We start from the raw sequence: 16,710 nt of genomic DNA, 5'->3' as shown, positions 1-16,710 counted from the left end.
ATGAGCGTTTCCACGCTGGACCTCGCATCCCGGGAGCACCCTGCCCGGGATGCGGGCTCGAACGCCGAAACGGCTCAGCTCCCTATCGCCCCCGGCCACCTCGTAGCCGGGCAAGCCCTCGCCCGCGCATCGCGTGGCAACTACTTCGACTGGCTGTCGCACGTACAGGCCGCCTCAGGCTGTACACGTCCGATCCGGCTTTCCGGAACCCTCGACAGCATCGAAGCGGCCACCGGGCGTCTGCTCGACTCCCGGCACACTGACCAGCTGCCTGACGCCGCCATCTACAAAGCTTGCGGCACCCGCCTCGCCTCGGTCTGCCCGTCCTGCGCTCGTACCTATCAACGCGACGCGTTCCAGATTCTGCGTAGCTTCCTCGTTGGTGGTAAAGGCATCCCGGCCACGGTCGCGAAACACCCGGCCGTGTTTCCCACTTTCACCGCTCCCAGCTTCGGTACCGTGCACACCCGCGTCGTTCGCAAACACACCTGCACGAACCGCAAACGTTGCACCTGCCAGGCCGAACCCTGCCACGCTCGCCGCGACACCCCTGCACCGTGCGAACACGGGCAACCGGTCGTCTGCTGGCGACGCCACACCGCCGACGACCCCACCCTCGGGCAACCGTTATGCCTCGACTGCTACGACTACGACCACCACGTCGTGTGGAACCTGTTCTCCACCGAACTGTGGCACCGCACCAAACAAGCCGCCGACCGCTACCTCGCCCACCTCTGCAAAGCCCGCGGCCTACCCCCGGTCGCCAAAACCACGCCGAGCGGCAAGGTGCGTATGGTGCCCCCGGCGCAGCTCACCCACGGCAAAGCCGCCGAGATGCAACGCCGCGCCGTCGTGCACTTCCATGCCCTGGTCCGCCTGGACGGCGTCCACCCCGACGACCCCGACGCCGTCCTCATCCCTCCGCCAGGCGTGGACGTCGACGACATCATTGCCGCCTTCCACAACGCGGTCGGGACCATCTCCTTCACCACCCCGGCACACCCGGACCGGTCGCAAGGCTGGGAAATCAGGTGGGGAGACCCAGATAAGGGCTTTGACATCCAAGCGCTGGCCCTTGCGGGGGACGGCTCCATCACCGACGACATGGTCAGTGAACAGGTCGCCTCGCAAAAAGCCGGCTACCTCGCCAAGTACACGACCAAGAGCACCGAAGCTACCGGGTTCTCCTCCACCCGCATCACCGACGACACCATCGGCCAATACGATCCCGACGGCGACCACATCGCCCGACTCGTCGCCGCCTGCTGGCGAATCGGACGTCCCATCTCTGATCTGTCTGCTCGTACCCGGCCTCCTGGCGGCCGGACCCGCCCTGCGACCGGCGGCCCGTTCGGCGAACCGTGGGACTGCCCGGACTGCGGCACCCACACCCGCTACCGGGCCTGCCCCGTCTGCGTCGCCGAACGTCAAGCCAACCTTGACACCAAACTCACCACCAGCGGCATGGCCACCAACCCGTATGCGCGGCTGCGTCGATGGGCACACCGGTTCGGCTTCGCCGGACACTTCCTCACTAAAACCCGCCGCCGCGTCGTGCGTTTCGCCACCCTCCGAGACACCCGCATCGTCTACCGACGCACCGAGGACCAGGCCGCCACTGACCCTGGCACCGTCCGCTCGGTCGACCACCTCGACGAGACGACGCTGATCGTCGGCACCCTGTCCTTTGCCGGAGTCGGCTGGCACAACAACGGCGACGCCCTCCTCGCCAACACCGCCGCCGCGATGGCCCGTGCCCGAAACGAAGCCGGACGCGAAGAACTCGCCCACGAGGCCGGTTCAACCGTCCTGGTCACTCTGCAAGCCGCCTGATCACACCACGAAGGGAACACCCTTGGACGAATACCAGCGGAAGGCTTTGTACCGCATCCCCGAAGCCATGCGGCTACTGAGCCTCAGCCGCTCCGTCATTTACGAACTCATCCGCTCCGGCCGACTGCGCACCGTCAAGGAAGGCCGCACCCGGCTCGTGCCCGAATCGGCCATCACCGAATACGTCTCCCTACTCGAACGGGAGAGCACGAAAGGAGTCGCCGCATGACCAAACGCCGAAGCCGAGGCGATGGCGGACTGCACTGGGACGAAGCGCGACAACGCTGGATTGCCTCAGTAACCGTCGGCTACACCCCGGCAGGCAAGCGCATCGTGCGCAAAGCAAGCGGCAAAACCAAAACAGAAGCCCATGCTGCTCTTCGCGTAAAGATCCGCGAGTACGAGGATGGGCTTTCCACAGCGCAGACGGGTTACACCGTCGCCCAGGCCGTCGAAGACTGGCTTACCTACGGACTGACCGGCCGTAGCGCCAACACCATCGACAAGAACCGCTACCTGTGCAAGCACATTACTGCGGGCCTGGGTGCTCGCAAATTGCGGGAACTCACTGCTACCGACGTCGACCGGTGGCTGCTCTACATCGCCAAGACCCTTAGCACAAGCACGGTGCAACGGGTGTACGAGTGCTTGAACCGCGTCATCAATCGGGCCATGGCTCGGGACAAGGTCAACCGTAACGTCGTTGCCCTTTGCGGGATCCCTGCTGGCAAGCCCGGCCGCCCCTCGAAATCGCTCACACTCGATGCCGCGAAGGCCCTTCTGAATGCGGCTGAAGACTCGCGCCTCTATGCCTACGTAGTGCTGTCGCTCCTTACGGGAGCGCGCACTGAAGAACTACGCGCTCTCACCTGGGCTCGCGTTGACCTCGACGGCCGACCCGGTGATGACAATCCGGTGCCACCTTCAATTCAGGTGTGGCATTCCGTGCGTGAAGGCGGGGACACCAAGACGCGTAAGTCTCGCCGAACCCTTGCGATACCCCTTAGAGGTGTAGTCGCTCTACGCACCCAGCTCGGCTTGCAAACTCAAGACCGCGAAAAGGCCGGCGTTTACTGGCGCGCGTTTGATCTGGTCTTTGCGTCCTCCATCGGCACCGCGCTCGACGCTGCTAACGTCCGTCGCGCCTTTCGCCGGATCACCAAGGCCGCTGGTCTGAACCCGGCCGACTGGACACCTCGGGAGCTACGCCACAGCTTTGTGTCGCTGCTGTCGGACGACGGCGTCTCTCTGAAAGACATCGCTGATCTCTGCGGACATTCCGGCACCTCGGTCACCGAGAAGGTGTACCGGCATCAACTACGGCCCGTCCTGCTCACTGGCGCAGCCGCCATGAACCGGATCTTCGCCAACGACGGCGAGTCCGAGGCTTAGTCACCCAGTTAGTCACCCGGAGACAGCAAGAGGCCCTGTCCGCCTATGGGACAGGGCCTCTGAGCTGGTGGGCGATACTGGGATCGAACCAGTGACCTCTTCCGTGTCAAGGAAGCGCGCTCCCGCTGCGCCAATCGCCCTCGTACTGTTGCCGAGGTGGAGACGGGATTTGAACCCGTGTACACGGCTTTGCAGGCCGTTGCCTCGCCTCTCGGCCACTCCACCGAGCTGGCCCCGCACATTTAACCTGTCGCGGCCTCTCCGAGCGGACGACGGGATTCGAACCCGCGACCCTCACCTTGGCAAGGTGATGCGCTACCAGCTGCGCTACGTCCGCTTGTCTTTCCGGGTTCCCCCGGCGACGGATGAAACATTAGCTGGTCTCCCCAGCCCTTGCCAAACCGGGGTACCCCGGCGAGTCGCCCAGGCTCACCGCAACCGCCCGCGAACAGCCCAAAGCGCGAGTTATCCCCGCCGTCCGGGGTTGGATGGGGACATGCAGATACGGCAGATCTCCGCCGATGAGCGGCTTGACGTGGTGTTTCCGCTGTCCTTCTACGCGTTCTCGCCGTCGCCGGGGACCGATGCCGACCGCGAGGCCTACGCCAGCCGGGCGCCCTACTACGGCACGGTGACCGCGCTGGTTGCCGAGGAGGAAGGCCGGCCGCTCGCCTCGGTCACCGCGATCCCCATGCGGCAGAACGTGCGCGGTGTGGTGCACGACATGGCGGGCATCGCGACGGTCGTCTCGCATCCGGAGGCGCGCCGCAAGGGGTATGTGCGCCAATTGCTCACTCAACTTCTCGAGCTGAGCCGGGAGCAGGACCGTCTGGTCAGCGCGCTCTACCCGTTCCGCCCCTCGTTCTACGCGCGCTTCGGCTATGTGGGGGTGCCCCGTGTTCGTACCGCCATATTCGCCCCTGAAGGCCTCGATCATTTGCAGCGCATCGAGCTGCCGGGGGAGGTGGTGCGGTTGACGCCGGCGGCGGCTTTCGCGGAGTTCTCCACCCTCATGCACCGGTTGCTGGGGGAGCGGCACGGCTTTGCGGTCTTCGACGAGGTCTTCAGCGGCTGGCTGCGCGACGACAAGACCCAGTGGGTTGCGCTCGCGCGGGTCGGCGGCGAGGTCGTGGGTGCGGTTCCCTACCGCGTCGAGCGGTACGGCGGGGACCTCGTGGCCGGTGACCTGCTCACGACCGGTCCGCTCGCCCGGACGCTGCTCCTGCAGTACCTGGCCCGCCATGTCGACCAGGTCGCGCGCGTTCAAGTCAAGATCAGCACGGACGAAGTGCCGGATCTTTGGGGTACGGACCTGGCTGTGCTGACCGAGGGGCGCACCGAATTTCCCCGTCAGGGCGCTCCCATGGTGCGCCTGCTCAGCATGCGGGCCCTCAACGGCCTGCACACCCCGGCGAGCCTCGACGTCACAGTTGAGGTCACCGGCGACTCTTTTCTGGCCGGCCGCTACCGCATCGCCGGCGACGCAGGCTCCCTGGCGGTCGAGGAGACCAAGGATGATCCACAGGCAACCCTGACCTGCGCGGGCATCTCTGCCCTCGCCTACGGGGTGCTGGACCCGCTGGAAGTGACGTTGCGTGGCTTCGGCCAGGTCGATACAGACGCCCTGGAGATGTTGGGAGCGCTGTTCCCCAAGAAGATGCCTTACCTGTTCGCCGACTTCTAGGTCAGCACCGGCAGCCCAGCGGACGTGAACGCGCGCCCGTCGTCGGTCACCACCGCGGATTCGTAGCCCTCGGGCACCAGCTTGGCCAGCCAGTTGATGCCGGACTGCCCCATGGCCAGGGCCGCCGTGGCGTACGCATCGGCCAGCGCCAGGTCCGGCCCCACCACGGTCACCGAGCGCAGGCCGCGAGCCGGGGCGCCCGTGCGGGGGTTGAACACGTGGTGGCCGCGTTCGTACGTGCCGGAGGTGGCCACCGCCCCGTCGGCCACGCCGAGGACCCAGCTCAGCTTGTCCGCCTCCCAGGGGTGGCGGATGCCGACCTTCCACGGCTCGCCCGCCGCGCTGCGACCCCGGGCGCGGATGTCCCCGCCTGCGCTGATGCAGTGGCGGACCGAGCCGCAGGCCGCCAGCCGAGCCGACGCGAGTTCGACCGACCAGCCCTTCACGTAGCCGGACGGGTCGAGGGGGCCGCCGGCGTATGCGTCGAAGAAGCCGTCGGTGAAGCGCCAGAGGTCCGCGCAGGCCTCCAGGACCGTGCGCATGTCCGGTGAGCAGTCGTCGAGCGGGATCTCCCGGCGGCGGAATCGGCTGACCTCGCTGTCCGGGCGGTACGTGCTGAAGCGCTCGTCCACCTCGTGCAACCAGCCGCAGACGTCCTCGATCATGGTGTGCACCTGTGGGTCGGGCAGCTCATCGGCCACGTCGATGCTGACGACCGTACCCATGACGTGCTCGGCATGCTGCATGCAGCCGAACCTACGCGCCGGCCTTGTCGATCGCGGCCTGAAGCGATTTCACGTAGGACTCGCTCGTGAAAGTCGCCCCCGAGACGGCGTTGACGTCCGCGCTCTGAGCCTTGAGCGTTTCCTGCTTGAGCGCGGCCACAGCCGGCGGGTTGATCGTGGCGCTGTCCGCGGTTGTCGGGTACGTCGCGTCCGCCGCGGTGATCTTGCCGCCGGAAATTTTGATGGAGACCTGCACGGTGCCGTACGGGTTCTTCACCGCGGTGCCCTTGAAGATCCCGTCGGTCAGCCCGCTGCCGCCCGCCGCACCGGAAGACTCGTCCTTGTTCCCGGCGTCCTGCTCGGCGCCATCTTCCTTCTGCTTGCCGTCGCCTTCCTTGGCATCGTCCTCCTTGCCGCCCGTCTTGCTCGGCGGTGAGGTCGGGTCGTTCGCGGCCGGGGCGTCCAGTCCTTCGCCGGCCAGGTCGACGGCGGGCGGCGCGGCCACGACGCCGGGGGCGGACACGCTCAAACGCACGCCGATGATCAGGGCGGCTCCGGTGAGCGTCCCTACGGCTGCTGCGGTGCTGCGTCGCATCACTAACTCCCAGACTCAGAATTCGAAGGGGTCGAGGTGCATCTGACTGTCGGGTACGTCGAGTTCCCGCAGCGTCTGCACGGCCGTGCCGACCAGGCCGGGCGGGCCGCACAGGTAAACGTCGCGGCGGTTGACGTCGGGGACCAGCCCGAGCAGGCCCTCCGAGGTGAACAGCCGCCGCGGGCCGGGGTCGGTGCGGGAGCCGACGATGTAGCGCACCCAGGCGTCGCGGCGCTCGGCCAGGTCCTCGAGTTCCTCGCGGAACACCAGCTCATCGGGCCGGCTGGCGCGGTAGATGACGATGGTGTCCGGCGGCATGTCCTCGAGCAGCGCGCGGATGGGGGCGATGCCACTGCCACCGGCGATGAGCAGTGCCCGGCGGCGGGTCCGGCGCTGGGCCGTGAACGTACCGAAAGGTCCTTCCGCCCAGATCTTGGTGCCTGGATGCATCTGACCCAGCAGGCTTGTGTGACCGCCGACCGCGGTGACCGTCAGGCGCAGCCATTGCGGGTTCGGCGCGGCGGACAGCGAGAAGGGGTGCGACTGCCACCAGCCGTTGCGGGTGAAGAACCGCCAGCGCATGAACTGCCCCGCCTGGGCGGGGAGCCGGTCGAGGTTGCGCCCGTCGATGTAGATCGAGAACGTGTTGGCGCCCTCGGCGACCACCTCGGCGACCTCGAAGCGGTGGCGCGTGTTCAGCCAGAGCGGCTCGACGATCCGGCCCCAGACCAGCGCGGCGATGACGAGGGCGCCCAGACCGGGCCAGAAGACGTCGGCGAACCGGCCGGACAGGTTGGCGCCCATCACGACCTGGTGGCCGTAGCCCAGCAGCAACACGAGGTAGCCGGTCAGGTGGATCAGGTGCCAGAGCTCGTAGTTCAGCTTGTTGCGCAGCGTCCGGATCGAGATCAGGCTGATGAACACCAGCAGACCGGTGGCGATCGTTGCCTTGATCATGTCCGGGAACGTGGTGATCATGGTCCAGCCCTGATCGACCACGCCGGTCCCGGCGGTGAGCGCGTAGCCGTACACGATGAACACGACGTGCGCGCCCACCAGCAGCACCAGGGACGTGCCCAGCCACCGGTGCCAGCGCAGCAGGTCGCGAGCGCCGACCCACTCCTCGAGGAACGAGACCCGGCTCATCATCAGTAGCTGGATGAACAGCACATACCCGCCGGCGAGCCCGGTGAGGCGCCCGACCGCCATCATCAGGGCCGGCGTGTCGCTGACCGCACCGGCCTCGGTCTCGAACAGCCAGAGCGCCAGGCTCGTGGCCAGGCCGGCGAAGAACAGCAGCACCGTGAACAGGCGGTTACCCGAGGTCGCCTCGGCGGGCGGCCGGTCATCGGTGGCGATCGCCGGACCGCTGCCCTGCCAGCCGGAAGGGTTGTCCGGTGACTCCACGACGATGTCGCCGCGGGGCACGTTGCGGTTGAGCTCCGGCTCGTCCCAGAAGCTCCCGCCGTCGCCCCAGGAGTCCCGGGCGGCTCGCTGATCCTCGAAGGTTTGGAAAACCATCCGCCACACCTGCTCGCCAGTTCGTCTGCGGCGTCGGCCACCCCCCAGCGGCCGGCGTGACGACCAGTCTCGGGTGGCCGTCGGGTGGTGATACGCGAGCCGCTGCGGGAAGGCTCAACGAAGCCGCGAAAAACTCGTTGCCGGAGATGATCTTTTCGATCAGCCCGCTGACCGGAAAGTCCAGATGATGGCGCCTGTCCCGGGCAGTCCGTGCTTCATGCAGCGAAAGCTATCGATCTCCGGGGTGCGGCGGGCGAACGCGAGCCGTCGGACAGCTAACGTCACGTGGTGACTGACAACCCCGCCCGGCTGACCGTGGTCGGCATCGGCGCCGACGGCTGGAGCGGACTTTCCGGTACGGCCCGGGCGGCCCTGTCCGCCGCGGACGTGATCTTCGGTAGCGAGCGTCAACTCGATCTCCTTCCCGCCGGCGAAGTGCCTGGCGACCGTGTCGCCTGGCCCTCCCCGATGCTTCCCGCGCTGCCCGGTCTGCTCGACGCTCACCGGGACCGTCGCGTGGCCGTGGTGGCCAGCGGTGACCCCATGTTCCACGGCGTCGGTGCCACCCTTCAGCGCTTCGTGAACGACGTGACGATCCTCCCGCATCCGTCATCGGTCTCGCTGGCGGCCGCCCGGCTCGGATGGCCGTTGGCGGACGTGGATTTACTCAGCGTAGTGACGGCGCCGGTAGCTGAGCTCCATCCGCTAATCCACCCAAATCGCCGCATCCTCGTGCTCGGCCGCGATGCGGGCACTCCCGCCCAGGTGGCAGCGCTTTTGCAGGCCAGAGGCTACGGAAGCGCCACGATGACCATTCTCGGACAGCTCGGTTCGGAAAATGAGACGCTCGTCACGGGGGCCGCCGACACGATCCAGGTCACCGGGTGTGGATCACTCAACGTGATCGGCATCCAGTGTGGACGAGGAGGCGCTGCCCGGCCCCGCGTGCCAGGGTTGCCGGATGACGCATTCGACACCGACGGCCAACTCACGAAGCGCGAAGTTCGAGCTGTCACCCTGGCGCTGCTCGGCCCCCAGCCCGGCGAGATTCTCTGGGACATCGGGGCGGGCTCGGGCAGCATCGCGATCGAGTGGATGCGCTCGCACTCCGCGTGCCGGGCGGTTGCCATCGAGTCCGATGCGACCCGGGCCGGGCGGATCGAGGGGAACGCGCGGGCTTTGGGCGTACCGGAGATCAAGGTTGTGCAAGGCCGTGCACCCGCCGCCCTTACCGGCTTGCCCACGCCCGACGTGGTCTTCATCGGCGGCGGAGTAACGCGCGAGGGCGTCCTCGAAGCGGCGTGGGACGCGTTGCCGGCAGGCGGACGGCTGGTCGCCAACGCGGTCACGCTTGAATCGGAAGCGGTGCTCGCGGCCTGGTATGCCAAGCTCGGTGGCGAGCTGACCCGCCTCGCGGTCAGTCGCGCGTCGCCGATCGGCGGATTCACGGGATGGCGAGCGATGATGCCAGTCACGATCTGGGCGGTGGTCAAGCCATGACGGTTCACTTCATCGGAGCAGGCCCCGGGGCTGCGGACCTCATCACGGTACGAGGCCAGCGTATCCTCGCCGCGGCACCCGTCTGCCTGTATGCGGGCAGCCTCGTGCCCCGCGAACTGCTGGAGGTGTGCCCACCGGACGCCCGGCTGGTGGATACCGCCGACCTCAACCTGGACCAGATCATCACCGAGCTGGTCAAGGCGACGGCAGCAGGTCAGGACGTGGCCCGCCTGCACTCCGGAGACCCCTCTGTGTTCAGCGCGGTGGCCGAGCAGATGCGCCGCTTGGACGAGGCCGGCGTGCCCTACGAGGTGGTCCCCGGCGTACCCGCATTCGCGGCAGCCGCGGCATCGCTCGCGCGCGAGTTCACAGTGCCCGAGGTCGCGCAGACGGTGATCCTGACCCGCACCGCTGAACGAGCCACCGCCATGCCACCCGGCGAAAACCTCGCCACCCTCGGCGCCAGCCGCGCCACCATGGTGCTGCACCTGGCCGTCCAGCGCATCGAGGCAGTCGTTGCCGAGCTGGTGCCCAACTACGGCGAAGCCTGCCCGGTGGCGGTGGTAGCCCGAGCCAGCCGCGAGGACGAGCAGATCGTACGCGGCACCCTGGCCGACATCGCCCCCAAGGTCCGGGAGGCAGGCATCAAACGCACGGCGGTCATCGTGGTCGGCGCCGCCCTGACGGCATCCCAGTTCCCCGACAGCCACCTGTACTCGGCCGACCGATGCCGCCCCTGAGGATCCTGCTCCTGGGCGGCACCACCGAAGCGCGGGCGCTCGCCGATCGGGTTGCGGGGGAGGGGCCGGCTGCTCGCGCGGGTCTCGCTCGTGAGGCCCTCGATGGTGGGGCTTTCGCCGATGGGGATTCAGGTCGCGGTGTGGAGGTGGTCAGCTCTCTTGCGGGACGGACTTCGGCGCCGCTGCTGCCTCGCGGCGAGGTTCGCATCGGCGGATTCGGCGGCGTGGACGGGCTGAAGCGCTACCTGCATGAGCAACGCATCGATGCCCTGGTGGACGCGACCCACCCCTTTGCCGCCACGATGACATCTCACGCCGTCGCGGCGGCCGAGGCGACCGGGCTGCCACTGCTGATCCTGCGGCGTCCAGGCTGGACCGCGCAGACCGGGGACGTGTGGCACCGGGTCGAGTCGGTTCCGGCGGCAGCGGCGCTGGTGCCCTCGATCGGGGAGCGCGTGTTCCTGACCACCGGCCGGCAGAGCATCGCGGCGTTCGCGGAGCTGGACACCTGCTGGTTCCTGTCCCGCTCGGTCGAAGCCCCGGCCCCACCCGTGCCGCCCCGGCTCGAGATCCTGCTCGACCGTGGCCCGTTCACCATCGACGGCGAACGCGACCTGCTCCGCCGCCACCGCGTCGACGTCCTGGTCACCAAGAACAGCGGAGGCGACACCGCAAAACTCGATGCCGCCCGCGCCGAAGCAGTACCGGTCATCCTGGTCGACCGCCCACCACTACCGAAGTCCGTGCCGACCGCCCCGACCGTCGAGGAGGCCATCATCTGGCTCAACAGCCTGACCTGACCGCGCCGTCCGCCCCGCAACCGGTTCCGCATCTGTCGCCGCCTCGGCCGCGGGCTCCGGGGCTTGATACACGCGCGCCTCTAGCTCGGAGGTGTCCGCTGCAGCCAGGTCGACGCGTGTGCCTGCCTCGGGGGCGTGCACCGCGGCCGAGTCCAGGCGTCCTTCCGCCTCAATCGGTTCCAGCGACCTACTCACCTCGCCAGCGTGTGCCGGCACGCGGCCGCCGCCCCCGGCCCGCGTGTGGCCGTCATCCTCGCGCCGCTTGCGGCCGCCGCCCCCGCGCACCTTCGACGGCGACCAGGCGAACGCCAGCGCGCTGCCCACCAACCCCAGCAGCAGCCCAACAAAGAAGCCGCCCAAGTTCGAAGTGATCCACGAGGCAAGGGTCAGCACGGTGGCCACGAGCGAGTAGAACAGCCGCTGCTCCGGGTTGATCAGCAGCAAGATCCCGCAGAGCAGCAGGAGCAGCGGCACCAGCATGCCCGCCAGCCCTTGCATGCCGACGTGCACGATCACCGGGAGGGGCGCCTTGACCGTGGCCAGGATTTCGGCGCCGGACAGGGTGATGAGCAGGGCGCCCCAGAACGGGCGGGCGTGCCGCCAGCGTGCGAAGGACCACGTCCGCCCGCTCATGGTCAGCAGCCGTCGTCGGTGAACGACATGCGCAGGTGTGGCAGCGTGAACTTGGCCGCGGTGGTGGCGTAGTTGTTCTGCCTCAGGTTGGCGATGTCCACGGTTTGCGCTTGCTGGCCGAAGACGCCTTCGCCGCCTTTGATCTTACCGCCGTTTCTGCGGTCGTTTACTTCGTCGAATGTGCTGGAGTCCTGGCCGATGTCGATGTTCTTGAAATCGGCGTCACCGGCAATCAGATCCGAGTCGACAACCAGGCTGTCGGCCTTGACCGGGGTGGCTCCGTCGCCGGCGGTGATGGTCAGGAATTTGCCGCCGAGCGACACGCTCTGGCACAGCTTGGTCAACTGGGCCTTGTCGATCGCCGACACAATGACCACGACCTGGCCGCCGGTGTCATTCTCGTTCGGACTGTTCTCGATCATGTGGTCCAGCGTGGCGAACTGCTCGAATCCGTCGCCGTGCAGCTGGGTCGCGGTGACCGTGAACGGCATGCCGGAGATGGAGAAGTTCGCTGCTAGGACGCCCTGGGCGGTGAGCGCGACCAAGCCCGCGGTCAGCGCCGTAGTCAGCGCCAGCATCCCGCCGAAACGCTTCCACCGGACTCCGCCGCGATCCAGCGGGGCCACCTCGGGTGGATCATTGGTTGTTGTCATCTGCCGCTCCTGGATTGACACGGTTGGCTTGCTGATCAATTGCCGTGCGTCAATGTCGGTCCGGCGAAGTTACCGCTCGGTAGCAGGTGGGTCAAGACCAAGGCGGGTTGGATTACCAGGGCTGCAATGTTAAGTATTTGCTACCTTGACGTTACGTCGGAATCGGGTCTATAAACCGACGAGCTGAGCGTCAATGTCGCCGAGCGCCCAGCACCCGGCTGCCCGCAACGCAGCCCGGTCGCGCTTTCCGCTTTCCACTCGCAGAAGAAGCCTCGCAAGCGAAAGCCTCGCAAGGAGAAGCCATGCGCGCGTACCGAAGCATGTTTGTGATCTCTGCCCTCACCGCCCTGTCCGTGGGCCTGATCGGAGCACCGGCCTCCGCGGACGACGACCCGCTGCCCGCCTCGAACGTCCTGACCGCCGGCTCTGCGGGTGGCACCGCAGTTGCCGTTGGCGATGTGCTGAACGCAGCGGTCGCCACCGGCACCACTGCCGACTTCGCCACCACCTCGGGCGGCACCACCGGGATCAAGTGCGCCCAGTCGGCGTTCACCGCCACGGTTGTCGACAACCCGGTCGCGCCGGGCGTGGCAACCGAGTCGGCGACGGCGCACACGTTCGCCTCGTGCACCGCCAACATTCTCGGCGTCACCCGCGTCAACAGCGTGACGGTGAACAACTTGCCGTTCACGACCACTGTGGAGAGCATCACGGGAACGGTCACGGTCTCTGGCACCGATGCGGCGCCGATCCAGACCACGCTGAACCTGGGTACGATCCTTGGCTCGGTGACCTGCGTCTACCGCGCCAACGGCAACGCCATCACCGGCGTCTCAGCCAACGACGACAACTCCATCGCGTTCGCCAACCAGGCGTTCGCCAAGTCCTCGGGTCCGGTGACCTGCCCGGCGAACGGGTACTTCACCGCCCGCTACGCCCCGGTCCTCGACACCACCGCCGAGGGCACCCCGGCGGTCTACACCAACTGACGTCAATCCGGCGCGGGGTAATACCGTGAGGTGAAAACCTGGACCGACCCGTCGCCGCGGGTCACCACCCGCGTCTGGGTCGAGCCGATGATCAGCAGGCACCGCATGTCGACGCTCGCCGGGTCCAGCTCGGCGAGCGTCGTCACCCGGATCGTCTCCTGCGGCCCGCCGACGTCGCGGCCCACGATCACCGGCGTCTGCGGGTCGCGGTGGTCGAGCAGGAGCTGCCGCGCTCGTACCAGCTGCTCCTTGCGACTCTGGGACGCCGGGTTGTAGATGGCGATCACGAGGTCCGCGCCCGCCGCTGCCACCAGGCGGGACTCGATCACCGGCCAGGGCTTGAGGCGGTCCGACAGCGACATGATGCAGAAGTCATGGCCCAGCGGCGCGCCCACCCGGCTCGCCACCGCCTGCGCCGCGGTCAGCCCCGGTACGACCCGCACCGGGACGTCCTTCCACTGCGGATCCCCGCTGACCTCCAGCACCGCCGCGGCCATCGCGAACACACCCGGGTCGCCGGAGGACACCACGGCCACGCGCCTGCCCTGTTTGGCCAGGTCAAGAGCGAACGCGGCCCGTTCCGCCTCGACCCGGTTGTCCGAGGAGTGCCGGCGCTGGCGGGGGTTGGCGGGAACCCGGTCCACGTACGGTCCATAGCCCACGAGGTCGTCCGCCTCGGCGAGCGCCGCCTGAGCCTCCGGGGTGAGCCAGTCGCGGGCACCCGGCCCCAGCCCGACAACCGTCACCGAGCCGGTGGCCTGCGAAAGGGTAGCCGGTTGCGGGGCGACAAAAGCGGTCACCGCCGGGCTCGGCAGCAGCGCCAAAGAGAAGTACGGCACGGTGTCCGGGTCGATGTCGGCGACCCGGCCGGAGCGCTGGCGGTCGGTGGTGGCGCGCTCGACATACCAGGCGTCGTCGAGGCGGCCGGCGCGGTCGAGGGCCTCGCGGACACCTTCGAACGTGCGGCCCAGCTTCATGATCGCGGCCGAGTCGGTGGTGGCCAGGCGGGCGGCCAGCTCGTCCGGCGGCAGGGTGCCGGGCAGCACCGTCAGGGTTTCGTCGCGTTCCATCAGCGGGCGGCCCAGCACGGCCGACGCGGCGCTGACCGAGGTCACGCCGGGGACGACGGTGGCTTCGTACCGGTCGGCTAGGCGTTTGTGCATGTGCATGTAGGAGCCGTAGAAGAACGGGTCACCTTCGGCGAGCACCACGACGTCGCGGCCGGCGTCGAGGTGGGCGGCCAGGCGTTCGGCGCTGGCGGTGTAGAACTCGTCGATCGCGCCCTGGTAGCCGCCCGGATGGTCGGTTGTCTCGGTGGTCACGGGGTAGATCAGCGGCTCCTCGATCTGCCCGTCGCGCAGGTAGGAGGCCGCGATCGCGCGCGCGTTGGAGCGTCCGTGCCGCGCGGCGTGGTAGGCGACCACGTCCGCCTGGGCGATCAGCCGCGCCGCCTTGACCGTGACGAGCTCGGGATCGCCGGGGCCCAGACCCACGCCGTACAGCCGACCCGCCACCGTCACTCCTCTTCCGAAGCGAGCGCGTTGACCGCGGCCGCCGTGATCGCACTGCCGCCGCGCCGCCCGCGCACGACTAGGTATTCCAAATCGGACTCAACGAGCGCGTCCTTGGATTCCGCGGCGCCGATGAAGCCAACCGGCATCCCCAGCACCGCCGCCGGTCGAGGCGCCCCGGCCGCCACCATCTCCAGCAACCGGAACAGCGCGGTCGGCGCGTTGCCGATGGCCACGACGGCGCCGTCCAACCGGTCGCCCCACAGGTCGAGCGCCGCGGCACTGCGGGTGTTACCGATTTCGGCGGCCAGCCCCGGAACGGCGGGATCACGCAGCGTGCAGATGACCTCGTTGCCGGCGGGCAGCCGTTTACGCGTCACCCCGGAAGCCACCATCTCGGCGTCGCACAGGATCGGAGCGCCGGACAGCAGGGCCTTGCGCGCAGCCGTCACCACGCCGGGACTCCACGCGATGTCCCCGGCGAGATCCACCATGCCGCACGCGTGAATCATGCGCACAGCGACCCGCGCCACATCGGCCGGCAGCCCGGACAAATCGGCCTCGGACCGGATGGTCGCGAACGACCGCCGATAGATCTCCGCCCCGTCACGCACGTAATCCATTTCAGCCTTCCCTCAACCCTGCCACCAGCGCGCCCACCTGCCCGACGCCGGCCGTTCCGCTTCCGTGCGGCGACCCGACCGCATATCCCGAACCCGTCGCCTCCACCCGTACATGTGGCCCCGCCGGGCTGCCGCATCCTCGCGCGCAACCGATCCAATGAACCGGCAACCCATCGCCGGCCGTCGTCGCCGCATCGGCATCGTGCCGGACGTCTGCCAGCGACTTCGCACACCCCGGCCGCCCCGCACAAGCAGTCACCCCGGCCCACCGCGACCCGGCCGCAACCTCCAGCCCGGCCGCCGTCAGCCGGTCCACCCACCCGTCGGCCTCGGCCGGCGACAAGTCCGGCACAACGACCCCGCGCCACGGCGTGACGACCAGATCAAAAGCGGACTCCAGGGCCTTCATCTGTACGTCCACAAGTCGCCCGAGCGGCACCAGCGCCCCCACGGCAACCCGCCCGTCACCCTGCGCGACCACACCGACAGGTTCCCGAACACCGGGCCGCACCAGCGTCGGATCCCCGCCTTCGCTGAGCGTCGTGCCGAGCGTGCCCGCGACGAGCCTCGCCGCCCGCAGCGGCCCATCGGTGATCTCCCGCAGCCGCCACGCACGCCGGCCGCTGGCCGCAGCCTCCTCACCGGCAAGGTTGAGGAACGCGTGAGCTGCGGCTATGAGCGCCGGAACGATGAGATCGGCCCCGGCTCGCAGCCCACTGTCGCGCCCCGCGAACAAGATCGCAGACAGCCCCGGATCGGACTTCGCGCCAGAGACCTCGCGCCTGGTGAGTGGCAACGCTGCGACATCAGCCGAGAAGGCGACATCGCCCGCGCCGGAGTCGATGGCGAACAGGAACCGCCCCGGCAATGCCGCCAGCACCGGATCCGCGCACAACGCCGCGTCCAGCTCAGCGACCACCCGGGGCTCGGGGAGCAGCGGTGACGCGGCGATGTTACGTACCAGCTCATGGGTTTCTGACGGCAGTAACCCGGCGGCCCCCAACCGGGCCGCAAGCTGCACTGCCGGGGCCCCGCGCAACGCTCGCAGCTGCAGGTTGGCGCGGCTGGTCAGCTCGATGTGCCCGTCGCCCCACTCCTCGGCCAGCTCGCGCAGCGCCCTGAGCTGCGCCCCCGTGATCCGGCCGCCCGGAATGCGCACCCTGGCCAGCGGCCCGTCGGCAGCCTCGTGCAGCTTCAGCGCCCCTGGGCACGCGTCAGCGCCGGCTCGGTTCGGGGAACCGGCCGGCAAGCGGACGAGGTCGGATGATGACACGGCCCGGATACTACGGACCGCCCCCGACACTTTCCGCCCGCCGGTCGCCATCGTCACACCCGGCGGCTCACGTTGACTTCGGAGGCGCCGGGTCGGCAGAGTGGGGGTCTGCGAGCGGCGACGCCGCGGAGGAAGCCGGTGCGAATCCGGCGCGGTCCCGCCACTGTGAACGGGCACGGCGAAAGCCACGCAGCCCGGCAGTCAGGAACTCCAAGTCGCCGTTGTTCCTTCGACCCGG

Annotated in this window: 16 protein-coding genes, 3 tRNA genes and 1 riboswitch; of the genes, 8 read left to right on the top strand and 11 right to left on the bottom strand. The window is 68.5% G+C overall.

The features are described 5' to 3' along the window. Genes TFC3_RS24020 through xerC form a run of 3 tightly spaced genes read left to right on the top strand, consistent with a single transcriptional unit; the run spans position 1 to position 3,225 of the window. Positions 1–1,833 (top strand): replication initiator, encoded by a 1,833-nt coding sequence (locus TFC3_RS24020; protein ID WP_067504079.1) that lies wholly within the window; start codon positions 1–3, stop codon positions 1,831–1,833. Between the two features lie 22 nt (positions 1,834–1,855). Continuing rightward, the gene (locus tag TFC3_RS24015; RefSeq protein ID WP_067504077.1) at positions 1,856–2,062 is read left to right on the top strand and encodes a helix-turn-helix domain-containing protein; all 207 of its coding nucleotides are present in this window, start codon (positions 1,856–1,858) and stop codon (positions 2,060–2,062) included. Further along, positions 2,059–3,225, top strand: a complete 1,167-nt coding sequence (gene xerC, locus TFC3_RS24010; RefSeq protein ID WP_067504074.1) for a tyrosine recombinase XerC — start codon at positions 2,059–2,061, stop codon at positions 3,223–3,225. Before TFC3_RS24015 ends, xerC begins: the two co-directional genes overlap by 4 nt. A 65-nt stretch (positions 3,226–3,290) precedes the next feature. Here xerC and TFC3_RS24005 read toward each other — a convergent pair. The 3 genes from TFC3_RS24005 to TFC3_RS23995 form a co-directional block, all read right to left on the bottom strand. Further along, positions 3,291–3,365: transfer RNA gene (locus TFC3_RS24005), tRNA-Val, on the bottom strand. A gap of 14 nt (positions 3,366–3,379) precedes the next feature. Beyond that, positions 3,380–3,450: transfer RNA gene (locus tag TFC3_RS24000), tRNA-Cys, on the bottom strand. Positions 3,451–3,489: 39 nt separating this feature from the next. Further along, a tRNA-Gly gene (locus tag TFC3_RS23995) sits at positions 3,490–3,562 on the bottom strand. 159 nt (positions 3,563–3,721) lie between these two features. On the opposite strand from TFC3_RS23995, the gene eis reads away from it, so the two are divergent. Continuing rightward, a complete protein-coding gene (gene eis / locus TFC3_RS23990) occupies positions 3,722–4,909 on the top strand; it encodes an enhanced intracellular survival protein Eis (RefSeq protein WP_067504072.1) in 1,188 nt (395 codons plus the stop codon). Here the strand turns inward: eis and TFC3_RS23985 are convergent. From TFC3_RS23985 to TFC3_RS23975, 3 genes are read right to left on the bottom strand one after another with little or no spacing between them, the layout of a single operon-like run. Then, complete coding sequence (locus TFC3_RS23985) at positions 4,906–5,655, bottom strand: FAD:protein FMN transferase (RefSeq protein WP_236718281.1); 750 nt, start codon at positions 5,653–5,655, stop codon at positions 4,906–4,908. The two genes, eis and TFC3_RS23985, sit on opposite strands and share 4 nt — an antisense overlap. A gap of 10 nt (positions 5,656–5,665) precedes the next feature. Next, positions 5,666–6,229 (bottom strand): FMN-binding protein, encoded by a 564-nt coding sequence (locus TFC3_RS23980; RefSeq protein WP_067504069.1) that lies wholly within the window; start codon positions 6,227–6,229, stop codon positions 5,666–5,668. Between the two features lie 15 nt (positions 6,230–6,244). After that, positions 6,245–7,750 carry a ferric reductase-like transmembrane domain-containing protein gene (locus TFC3_RS23975; RefSeq protein ID WP_067504067.1) on the bottom strand — a complete coding sequence of 502 codons (1,506 nt, stop codon included), beginning with the start codon at positions 7,748–7,750 and terminating at the stop codon, positions 6,245–6,247. Between the two features lie 288 nt (positions 7,751–8,038). Between TFC3_RS23975 and TFC3_RS23970 the strand changes: the two genes are divergently transcribed. The 3 genes from TFC3_RS23970 to TFC3_RS23960 are packed head-to-tail and all read left to right on the top strand — an operon-like array spanning position 8,039 to position 10,790. Next, positions 8,039–9,250, top strand: coding sequence for a bifunctional cobalt-precorrin-7 (C(5))-methyltransferase/cobalt-precorrin-6B (C(15))-methyltransferase (locus TFC3_RS23970; protein ID WP_067507416.1), 1,212 nt, complete (start codon positions 8,039–8,041; stop codon positions 9,248–9,250). Next, a complete protein-coding gene (cobM, locus tag TFC3_RS23965; RefSeq protein WP_067504065.1) occupies positions 9,247–9,990 on the top strand; it encodes a precorrin-4 C(11)-methyltransferase in 744 nt (247 codons plus the stop codon). The genes TFC3_RS23970 and cobM overlap by 4 nt, the downstream gene beginning before the upstream one ends. After that, positions 9,978–10,790: a cobalt-precorrin-6A reductase gene (locus TFC3_RS23960; protein WP_082772261.1), complete on the top strand. Its 813-nt coding sequence runs from the start codon at positions 9,978–9,980 to the stop codon at positions 10,788–10,790. Before cobM ends, TFC3_RS23960 begins: the two co-directional genes overlap by 13 nt. Here TFC3_RS23960 and TFC3_RS38820 read toward each other — a convergent pair. Next, positions 10,722–11,423, bottom strand: a complete 702-nt coding sequence (locus TFC3_RS38820; protein ID WP_067504055.1) for a DUF6114 domain-containing protein — start codon at positions 11,421–11,423, stop codon at positions 10,722–10,724. The genes TFC3_RS23960 and TFC3_RS38820 overlap by 69 nt on opposite strands. Positions 11,424–11,425: 2 nt before the next feature. Beyond that, entirely contained in the window at positions 11,426–12,076 is a 651-nt protein-coding gene (locus TFC3_RS23950) for a DUF6230 family protein (RefSeq protein WP_067504051.1), read from the bottom strand. A 302-nt stretch (positions 12,077–12,378) separates the two neighbouring features. Here TFC3_RS23950 and TFC3_RS23945 point away from each other — a divergent pair, with 302 nt between their 5' ends. Then, the gene (locus tag TFC3_RS23945; protein WP_067504048.1) at positions 12,379–13,065 is read left to right on the top strand and encodes a Tat pathway signal sequence domain protein; all 687 of its coding nucleotides are present in this window, start codon (positions 12,379–12,381) and stop codon (positions 13,063–13,065) included. A 2-nt stretch (positions 13,066–13,067) separates the two neighbouring features. Here the strand turns inward: TFC3_RS23945 and TFC3_RS23940 are convergent, their stop codons facing one another. The 3 genes from TFC3_RS23940 to TFC3_RS23930 are packed head-to-tail and all read right to left on the bottom strand — an operon-like array spanning position 13,068 to position 16,472. Beyond that, positions 13,068–14,579: a precorrin-2 C(20)-methyltransferase gene (locus TFC3_RS23940; protein ID WP_067504045.1), complete on the bottom strand. Its 1,512-nt coding sequence runs from the start codon at positions 14,577–14,579 to the stop codon at positions 13,068–13,070. A 2-nt stretch (positions 14,580–14,581) separates the two neighbouring features. After that, positions 14,582–15,199, bottom strand: coding sequence for a precorrin-8X methylmutase (locus TFC3_RS23935; RefSeq protein ID WP_067504042.1), 618 nt, complete (start codon positions 15,197–15,199; stop codon positions 14,582–14,584). Between the two features lies 1 nt (position 15,200). Continuing rightward, positions 15,201–16,472: a nitrite/sulfite reductase gene (locus TFC3_RS23930; RefSeq protein WP_236718280.1), complete on the bottom strand. Its 1,272-nt coding sequence runs from the start codon at positions 16,470–16,472 to the stop codon at positions 15,201–15,203. A gap of 128 nt (positions 16,473–16,600) precedes the next feature. Beyond that, positions 16,601–16,683, top strand: a riboswitch (cobalamin riboswitch). The last annotated feature ends 27 nt before the right edge of the window (positions 16,684–16,710 follow it).

Origin of the sequence: Actinoplanes sp. TFC3, from assembly GCF_001553785.1 — a bacterium.
Lineage (GTDB): Bacteria > Actinomycetota > Actinomycetes > Mycobacteriales > Micromonosporaceae > Actinoplanes.
Note: the sequence above shows the minus strand (reverse complement) of the source record. Positions and strands in the feature narration are given on the sequence as shown.

What these genes read in the sequence shown, in the direction of transcription:
- TFC3_RS24020 (WP_067504079.1), top strand. Translation starts at nt 1, where the DNA reads ATGAGCGTTTCCACGCTGGACCTCGCATCCCGGGAGCACCCTGCCCGG.
- xerC (WP_067504074.1), top strand. Translation starts at nt 2,059, where the DNA reads ATGACCAAACGCCGAAGCCGAGGCGATGGCGGACTGCACTGGGACGAA.
- eis (WP_067504072.1), top strand. Translation starts at nt 3,722, where the DNA reads ATGCAGATACGGCAGATCTCCGCCGATGAGCGGCTTGACGTGGTGTTT.
- TFC3_RS23985 (WP_236718281.1), bottom strand. Translation starts at nt 5,655, where the DNA reads ATGCAGCATGCCGAGCACGTCATGGGTACGGTCGTCAGCATCGACGTG.
- TFC3_RS23980 (WP_067504069.1), bottom strand. Translation starts at nt 6,229, where the DNA reads ATGCGACGCAGCACCGCAGCAGCCGTAGGGACGCTCACCGGAGCCGCC.
- TFC3_RS23975 (WP_067504067.1), bottom strand. Translation starts at nt 7,750, where the DNA reads ATGGTTTTCCAAACCTTCGAGGATCAGCGAGCCGCCCGGGACTCCTGG.
- cobM (WP_067504065.1), top strand. Translation starts at nt 9,247, where the DNA reads ATGACGGTTCACTTCATCGGAGCAGGCCCCGGGGCTGCGGACCTCATC.
- TFC3_RS23960 (WP_082772261.1), top strand. Translation starts at nt 9,978, where the DNA reads ATGCCGCCCCTGAGGATCCTGCTCCTGGGCGGCACCACCGAAGCGCGG.
- TFC3_RS38820 (WP_067504055.1), bottom strand. Translation starts at nt 11,423, where the DNA reads ATGAGCGGGCGGACGTGGTCCTTCGCACGCTGGCGGCACGCCCGCCCG.
- TFC3_RS23950 (WP_067504051.1), bottom strand. Translation starts at nt 12,076, where the DNA reads ATGACAACAACCAATGATCCACCCGAGGTGGCCCCGCTGGATCGCGGC.
- TFC3_RS23945 (WP_067504048.1), top strand. Translation starts at nt 12,379, where the DNA reads ATGCGCGCGTACCGAAGCATGTTTGTGATCTCTGCCCTCACCGCCCTG.
- TFC3_RS23935 (WP_067504042.1), bottom strand. Translation starts at nt 15,199, where the DNA reads ATGGATTACGTGCGTGACGGGGCGGAGATCTATCGGCGGTCGTTCGCG.